Source organism: Pseudomonas sp. Larv2_ips (assembly GCF_963879675.1).
Classification (GTDB): domain Bacteria; phylum Pseudomonadota; class Gammaproteobacteria; order Pseudomonadales; family Pseudomonadaceae; genus Aquipseudomonas.
Map to the genome: position 1 here is coordinate 1 of NZ_CAWOAW010000026.1, position 8175 is coordinate 8175.

Genomic DNA, 8175 nt, shown 5'->3' on the forward strand with positions numbered 1-8175 from the left:
GGTTAGCCGTGTTGGGCCATGGATGGCCCGTCGCGGCGGCCCACGGATTCAAGCCGGAGTGAGGGCACACCGAGCCCAGGCGAGGTGCCGAGTGGTGGGGCACAGACCTTTTGGTTACTTTTGGGGCGTTTGCCAAAAGTGACCCGCTGTAAGAGCGGAACCCTAAGTGGCCGTGACCGCAGCAACGGATATGCCCCCCGCAATAACCCGATGTAAAACCAAAGCCAACTCCACCGCCTGCCCAGCCGTAGCCACATTCGTAAACCCCATCAACAGCCCCCGCTCCCGCTCCGGCTCAATCATCCACCCCGACAACGCCTGAACCCCCAACCCCGCGTTGTCAGCCGCCACCGCCACCACATCATCGGGCACTTCCACCAACAACCGCGCCAGCAGATTAACCCCACCCGCCTGCTCATCCACGCGCAAAAACCCCGAGCAATGCACCCTCAGCGCCTCCACCAACCACCCCCTGCGCTGCGCATACAGCTGCCGCATCTGCTTCAGGTGCCGAGTAAAATGCCCCTGCTCCAGAAAGTCCGCTACCGTCAGCTGCAACAACTGCGCACTGCGCTGTTGCAACGCCTCGGCACTGCGCTCAAACGCCTCCACCAATGCAGCGGGCACCACCAGATACCCCAACCGCAATCCCGGAAACAGCATCTTGCTGAAACTCCCGGCATGGATTACCCGATCCCCCACATCCTGACTCTTGAGCGCCGCCAACGGCTGCCCGCGATAGCGAAACTCACTGTCGTAATCATCCTCGACCACCCAGCTCCCTTGCTCGCGCGCCCACTCCAGCAAAGCCAGGCGCCGCGCCGGGCTCAACGCCACGCCCAGCGGACTCTGGTGCGCCGGCGTCACGATCGCCAACCGCGCCTGCCGATCGCGCTGCATTCCACGCTCTACCTCCAAGCCGTCGGCGTCCACCGGCACCGGCACCACTTCCACACCTTGATGGATCAACAACTGCCGCGCATGCAAATACCCCGGATCTTCAAACCAGCAACGCTGCCCCGCCATCTGCAGCGCATCGCACAGCAGCATCAAACACCCCGCATACCCGGCGCACACGAACACCTGCCGTGGCGCACACTCAACGCCTCGGTACAGCGCAAGGTAGTTGGCAATCGCCACGCGCAACGCTTCGACGCCCCGCACATCGCCCATCGCCAGGCTGTCTGCATCGGTGCGGCGCACTTGCCGGGTGACCAGCCGCGCCCACAGCTTGCGCGGGAACGCATCCAGCGCCGGCAGCCCCATTTGCAGCGGCCGAGGCCCGCTGGTGGCTGACAGCACGACAGGTGGCGGCTTCACTGACACCTGCGGCAAAGCCCCGGCAATCACGGTGCCCGCCTGCCCACGCGCCTCGAAAAAACCCTCGCTGACCAGCAACTGGTAAGCCGCCTCCACCGTGCCCCGCGCCACCTTGAGCTCAAGCGCCAGGCTGCGCACCGACGGCACACGATCACCCGGGCCCAGTTGGCCCTGGTCGATGGCCAGGCGAAAACGCCGGTAGATCTCCTGGTATTTGGGCAGTGACGACATCACAGACGGGCTCGGCAAAAAGACAGGGCCAAGTCTGATCATGTCCCAACCCGCTTGTCCAATCATGCCCCTGTTGAGCGCCCGTCCCGCCGTCGAAAATGGCGCATCCCTCAACGACCACAAGGACCGCTGATGAAACACCGTCTTGATTACGCCCAGGCCGCGCCCGCCGGCTACAAAGCCCTGGGCTCGGTGCACAGCTATATCCACGGCTGCGGCCTGGAAAAAGAATTGATCGACCTGGTGTACTTGCGCGTCTCGCAACTCAACAGCTGCGCCTATTGCCTGGATGCCCATTCCCGCGACCTGCTCAAGCAAGGCGTGAGCCTGGAAAAAATCATGCTGCTGGCCGCCTGGCGCGAGGCATTGCCACTGTTCACCGCGCGCGAAAGCGCGGCACTGGCCTGGGCCGAGGTGGTCACCGAAGTGGCGCACACCCAGGTGCCGGATGCCGATTACGCCGAGGCCGCAGCGATGTTCAGCGCCAAGGAAATCGCCGACCTGACCCTGGCCATCTCCCTGATGAACGCCTTGAACCGCGTCGCCATCAGCTTTCGCAAAGTACCGGCCGCGATCAAGGCCCACCTGGAGAACCTCAACCATGAATGAACTCGTTGAATTCGTGCCGATGCGCACCCACGCCGACTACCTCGAAAGTTTCGCCGTGATGCAGCAACTGCGCCCGCACCTGACCGACGCGGTGGCATTCGCCGAGCAAATCCAGCGGCAACGGGAGAATGGCTACCACCTGCTCGCCGCGCGCGAGCACGGTAAGGTGATCGGCCTGGCCGGTTACCGGCAGACGGAAAACACCCTGTACGGCCGTTTTATCTACGTCGATGACCTGGTGGTGGACGCCGCGCTGCAACGCCGGCGCCTGGGCGAGCAATTGCTTGATCGGGTCCGTGAAGAAACCCGTGCCCGTGGCTACCGTTTCCTGGTGCTGGATACCGGCATGCACATGGCCCTGGCTCAGCGCTTTTACTTCCGCCAGGGCCTGCTGCCGTTGGGGATGCACTTTTCCCAGGACCTGAGCCAATGACCCGCGCCCTGCTGCTCAGTTTCAGCCCCCATGGCAAGGCCGCGCAGACCTTCAAGCTGGCGCGCGCCCTGCTCAGCGACCTGGTGCCGAATGCCCAGATCACCGAGCGTGACTACGGCAGCCAGGCGTTGCCACCATTGACCCGCGAATACGCCAACGCCCTCACCACGGCCGGCGGCTTGAGCGGCAGCGCCACGGCACTGTCGGAACAGTTGATTGTGGAGCTGGAAGCCTGCGACCTGCTGATCCTCTGCACCCCGGTGCACAATTTCACGGTACCGGCGGCGCTTAAAGGCTGGATCGATCACGTGGTGCGCATTCAACGCAGCTTTACGGTCAACGCCAGCTTCGAAAAGGTCGGCTTGCTCAAGGATCGGCGCACCTTTGTGCTGGTCAGTTCGGGCAATGCACGCAAAGGGCATGAGCCGGACTTTCTGACGCCGTACCTGACCGCCATCCTGTCCACGGTGGGCATTCGCAGCGTGGATTTCGTTTATCTGGGCGCCATGGTGCGCGGTGAAGAAGCGGTCAACCGAGCCGTGGAGCAGGCACACCGGCAACTGCGCGAGGCAATCAGCTCTGGCCTATAAAAATAATGGCGCTAGAATCAGCGCCATTCTTGCGCCTGCCTCCCTGACACGAGCCTCCCATGAGCTTTGATTTCGACACGATCCACCCCCGCCTCGGCACCGGCAGCACCAAGTGGAACCGTTACCCGCAAGACGTCTTGCCGATGTGGATCGCCGACATGGATATCGCCGCGCCACCTGCCGTACTGCAAGCCCTGCACCAGCGTCTCGACCAGCACATCCTGGGCTACAGCGTGGCCGGGCCGGATGTGCGCGAAGCCATCGTTGCCGACCTGTGGGCCAAGTACGCCTGGCGCGTACTGCCAGACGAACTGCTGTTTTTGCCCGGCGTCGAACCGGGCTTCAACATGGCGCTGCACGCGTTCGTGCAGCCGGGCCAGCCGGTGGTGCTGCAAACCCCGAACTATCGCCCGATTCGCCTGGCGCCGGCGAACTGGAACCTGCCGCATATCGAAGTACCATTCGCGTTGCACAACGGCGAATACCTCACGCCACTGCCTGCCCTGCGCCAGGCGCTGAGCGGTGCCGGCGCGCTGCTGTTGAGCAACCCGCACAACCCCATCGGCAAAGTCTTCCCGCGTGAAGAACTGCTGGCCGTGGCCAACGCCTGCCTGGAAAGCGGCGCGCTGATCATCAGTGACGAAATCCACGCCGAGCTGTGCTTCGATGGCCGTCGCCATACGCCTACCGCCAGCCTCAGCCCCGAGATCGCCCAGCGCACCATCACCCTGATGTCGGCGAGCAAGGCCTACAACGTCGCCGGTTTGAAGACCTGCTTTGCCGTGGTGCAAAACGCCGAGATGCGCGAGCGCTTTAATAACGCGCGTTGCGGCATGGTCGACAGCGTCAGCCCGCTTGGCCTGGAAGCCACCCGCGCAGCCTACAGCCAGTGCGGTGAATGGCTGGAGGCGCTGGTGAACTACCTGCAAGCCAACCGCGACTACCTGCTCAACGCCGTGCAAACCCGTTTGCCCGGCGTGGTGATGCATGCCCCGCAAGGCACCTTCCTCGCGTGGCTGGATTGCAGCGCCCTGGGCCTGGACGATCCGCAGCAGTTCTTCCTGGAACAGGCCAAGGTCGGCCTGAGCGCCGGCATTGAGTTCGGCGATGACAGCCAGCAGTTTGTGCGCCTGAACTTCGGCTGCCCGCGCGCAATGCTCGAAGAGGGCTTGCAGCGTATGGAGCGCAGCCTGAAAACCCGCTGAGCGACTGGCCCCATTGCCGGGGCCAGCCCCACTCGAACCTCGGGCTTGCCCGCCTCAACGTTCAGGCGGTTGACTTGCACAACCCGGCCGGATGAGCCCGTTGGCGCGGGTCGCTGGCGTTAATTCACAACGTTTCGCAACGAATGCCGAACCCCTGCTGTTACTGTTTTTGCCATCCGTCCCACCGGCAACAGCAGGAGTTTCATGGTATGGCGACCCAGCCCCTTGATCGCTCGTCCGATTCCAAAACCCTTCCCCGCACGCCGTCCAAGTCGAGCACCGCGTTTCATGTGCTGCTCAAAAACAGCGCCAACAAAAAAGTCGAATCCCAGGACAAGACGCCATCGGGGCTCGATGCCAGCCAGCAACAGGGCTATACACTGGCGGCCAAGGACGCCACGCCACCGCCGGCCCTCGCCGACTACAAAGCCATCGGTCCACCGGATGAAGTCGGGCCTGGGTTGATTCGTTATGAAACCCAGGACGGCAAGAAAGTCATCGTCAGCGAACAGGACAGCCCGGAGCTGTTCAAGCAAGTGAGTGCCGATTTCAAATCGCTCACGGGCGTGGTGGCCAGCCAGAACGCGGGTTACCAGAGCCTTGGCGCGGATGCAAAGGCGCCGGAAAAGCTCGCCGACTACAAATCCCTCGGACCGCCCGACGAGACCGGTCCGGGCGTGATCCGCTATGAAACCCAGGACGGCACCAAGGTCGTGGTCAGCCAGCGTGACAACCCCGAAGCCTTCCAGAAAGCCAAGGATGACTATGCGAGCTTCACCGGCCTCGCCAGCAGCGAAGACGCCGGCTACAAACGCGCCAGCGACAACGAAGTGTGGCCGCCCTACGCCGGCACCACGGTCGGCCCCGAGGATGAAGTCGGCCCGGGCTTGATCCGCTTTGAGAGCAACGGCCAGAAGATGGTCGTGGCCCGTGACGACAACCCCAAGCTGTTCGACTACCTGGCGGGCTTGCACGAGGTCTACACCGACCCTGGCAAGAAGGCCGTGGTGGAAGGCGAGCTGAATAACGGGGCAGCCCTGGCCGACGCCAACACGCCGGTGCCGGGCCTCAATGACTACAAGACGTTCAGCTGGAACAACGACCAGAAAGACAGCATCCTCACCTACGAACTGCATGACGGCACCAAGGTGGTGGTGTCTTCCGACGTCAGCCCCGAGCTGTTCAAGAGCGTCGCCACCGCCCACGACACCTGGGACAAAATCCACACCAGCGAAGCCGAAGGCTATAAGTTGGCCGGGCCGAATGACTTCCTGAAAAACACCGACATCACGTTCGGTTCGCCCGACGAACTGGGCGATGGCCTGATCCGCTATGAAACCAGCGAAGGCAAGGTCATCGTCTCCAAGGAACTCAGCCCGCAGCTCTACGATGACGTAAAGGCCAAATGGGACGCCTTCAGTGCCGGCGCGGTCGATGACACGCGCACCCAGCACAACCTGCCCAAGGCCGGTGACCTCGACGTGCTGAACATGGACACCGGCGTCCATGCCGATGACAAAGACGACAAGTCGCCAACCTTGAGCGTCAGCGAGCTGGCCACCACCCAGTTGATCGACACCTACCGCGCCGGCGTCAAGGATGGCTCGATTCCCAAGGACGACCCGCGCGCCAAGCTGGTGCGCGCGCTGGAAGCCCAGGCCGCCTACCAGAATGGCCACGGCATTACCGGCTACGAAGAAGCCAAGCGCCCGTTCAACACCACCTGGCGCGAGTTCGATGACAAGCAGACCGAGCTGACCTCGGCCGATATGCACGACATCATCGACGGCAAGGCAGTGCAGGAGCAGATCGGCGAGCTGTTCAAAGACCCGACCGTGCAGGCCGACTACAAGTCGAAAATGGACGACGCGATCAACAAGCTGCCGAACAAGGACGAGATCAAGCAAAAGCTCCTGGACCTGACGTCCAATCCGGATTACGTGCTGTACCTCAAGGACCTGCAAGACCAGGGCAAGACCTCGGAGGCGCAGAAGGACCTGAGCGATACCCTCACCTCGCTGTCGTTGTTCGACCCGGAAGCGGCCAGCAAGGCGGCGCAGAACATTCAGGCCGACGGCTTGACCACCGACCTCAACGCGATCCTTTCGGACCCGAGCAAGATCTCCGACGAGAACAAGGAACTGGCCACCAAGGACCTGTTCGGCCTGCTCAAAGGCGTATTGAAAGGCAGCCTGCTCGACCTGCCACGGCGCACCCAGGAAACCCTGGAGAAATTCCTCAACGAAGGCCTGCAGGGCAAGGAAAAATCCGCTGGCGTGACCAAGGCCCTGGAGGAGTTGGGCGAGGTCTACAAGAACAATGGTTCGATCAGCGAGGCCGACCTGAAAACCGCGCTGAGCAAACCCTATATACCGGTCGCCGACCGCGGCATGCTCGGCGAGGTGTTTCATACCCTCAACAGCAAGGGCATCCTGGGTTCTCTCGGTGCTGGCGTGACCCTGTTTTCGGCGATTTACCAATTGGTCGGCAAAGGCGGCAAGCTCGGCGAAACGCCCGCGCAGCGCATGTCCATCGCCAAGGACTTCTTGAGCTTTGCCGGCGGTTCCAGCCACTTCGTGCGCCTGGGCGACAAGATTGGCGAGACCCTGGGTAAAGGCGGCTTGGTGGACTTCCTTGGTCTGGACAAAACGCTGCCGGAAATCTGGGGCAAGACCGGCCTGCAGGAGCCGAACTTCGAGTTCCGCGTCAACGACCTGCCCCCCGATGTAAAAGCCAAGATCACCAGTGCACTCGATGCCGTGCCCGACAGCCAGTACGACGGCATTTCGAAGATGTTTGGCGAAGGCGACAAAGCCGTCACCGAGGCCACCGAAGGCCTGGCGACTCACCTGGATGACGGCCTCGCCGCTGCAGGCGCGGCCAAGCTCGGCGCGTCCAAGTCAGCGAAAATTGCCGGCTCGGTCATCAAGGTGCTCGGCCCGGCCACGGACATCGTCGGCGGGTTCGCCGATATTGTATTGGGCGCGCTGGCGATCAAAAGTGGCGTGGACAGCAAAGACCCGCTGGCCCAGGCGGCTGGCGGCCTGCAGGTGGCCGGTGGTGCGTTCGGTGCGTCGGCCGGGGTACTCGGCGCGGCGGCGCTGTTTGGCGCAGGCACGGCGGCGGCATTGACCGGGCCATTGTTCCTGGTGGGCGTGGTGCTGGCGGTGGTGGGCGGGATCATCGGCTACTTCGTCGACCACAACAAAAAGCAGAAAGCCACCGAGAAAGAAAACGACTGGTACCGCGACCTGGCCGGCGACGGTCTATTGCAGGACAACTGGGCCGACAAGGTCGAGTACGCCCACTACGAAATCCACCATTACCACGGCCGCGACACGCCGACCGATGACAGCATCTTTCGCTTCCAGCAATCGGAATGGGAGCACTTCGACGAGACGCCGCAAAAAGGCGGGTCGTCGAGCAATCGGCTGGATGGGGACTTGCACAAGCATTATGAAGACCCGAACACCCCACCCAAAAGCCTGCCCAGCGATGCCCCACCGGACAAACCGCAACCGCATCAACCGGGCGGCGGCGGCCCACGCATCAACTGAGGTTCACTGGGCTGGCGTCTATCAATGTGGAATGGGCTTGCTTGAGAGGGCGGTGTATCAGCGACAGAAAAGCTGAATGCCCCACCGCATTCGCGAGCAAGCCCGCTCCCACATTTGGATCCGGGTGCATCAGGGTAGTGGGAGTACTGGTCCAAATGTGGGAGCTGGCTTGCCTGCGAAGGGATCGACTGGGTATGCCTGATGCACCGGGGTGCCCGCATCGCAGGCAA

Annotated in this window: 6 protein-coding genes; 5 read left to right on the plus strand and 1 reads right to left on the minus strand. The window is 62.7% G+C overall.

What is annotated here, in order from left to right; translation table 11 throughout:
* Positions 1-162: 162 nt before the first annotated feature.
* Positions 163-1551: a MocR-like pyridoxine biosynthesis transcription factor PdxR gene (gene pdxR / locus AACV02_RS16880; protein WP_119735316.1), complete on the minus strand. Its 1389-nt coding sequence runs from the start codon at positions 1549-1551 to the stop codon at positions 163-165.
* A 132-nt stretch (positions 1552-1683) separates the two neighbouring features.
* Here pdxR and AACV02_RS16885 point away from each other — a divergent pair, with 132 nt between their 5' ends.
* The 5 genes from AACV02_RS16885 to AACV02_RS16905 all read left to right on the plus strand — a co-directional run bounded on the left by AACV02_RS16885 (position 1684) and on the right by AACV02_RS16905 (position 7945).
* Positions 1684-2160 carry a carboxymuconolactone decarboxylase family protein gene (locus AACV02_RS16885; RefSeq protein ID WP_119735317.1) on the plus strand — a complete coding sequence of 159 codons (477 nt, stop codon included), beginning with the start codon at positions 1684-1686 and terminating at the stop codon, positions 2158-2160.
* Complete coding sequence (locus tag AACV02_RS16890; protein ID WP_119735318.1) at positions 2153-2593, plus strand: GNAT family N-acetyltransferase; 441 nt, start codon at positions 2153-2155, stop codon at positions 2591-2593. The genes AACV02_RS16885 and AACV02_RS16890 overlap by 8 nt, the downstream gene beginning before the upstream one ends.
* On the plus strand, positions 2590-3183 hold the full coding sequence (locus AACV02_RS16895; RefSeq protein ID WP_119735319.1) for an FMN-dependent NADH-azoreductase: 594 nt from the start codon (positions 2590-2592) through the stop codon (positions 3181-3183). The genes AACV02_RS16890 and AACV02_RS16895 overlap by 4 nt, the downstream gene beginning before the upstream one ends.
* A gap of 59 nt (positions 3184-3242) precedes the next feature.
* Complete coding sequence (locus tag AACV02_RS16900) at positions 3243-4388, plus strand: MalY/PatB family protein (RefSeq protein WP_119735320.1); 1146 nt, start codon at positions 3243-3245, stop codon at positions 4386-4388.
* 209 nt (positions 4389-4597) lie between these two features.
* Positions 4598-7945: a hypothetical protein gene (locus AACV02_RS16905; RefSeq protein ID WP_106577933.1), complete on the plus strand. Its 3348-nt coding sequence runs from the start codon at positions 4598-4600 to the stop codon at positions 7943-7945.
* The last annotated feature ends 230 nt before the right edge of the window (positions 7946-8175 follow it).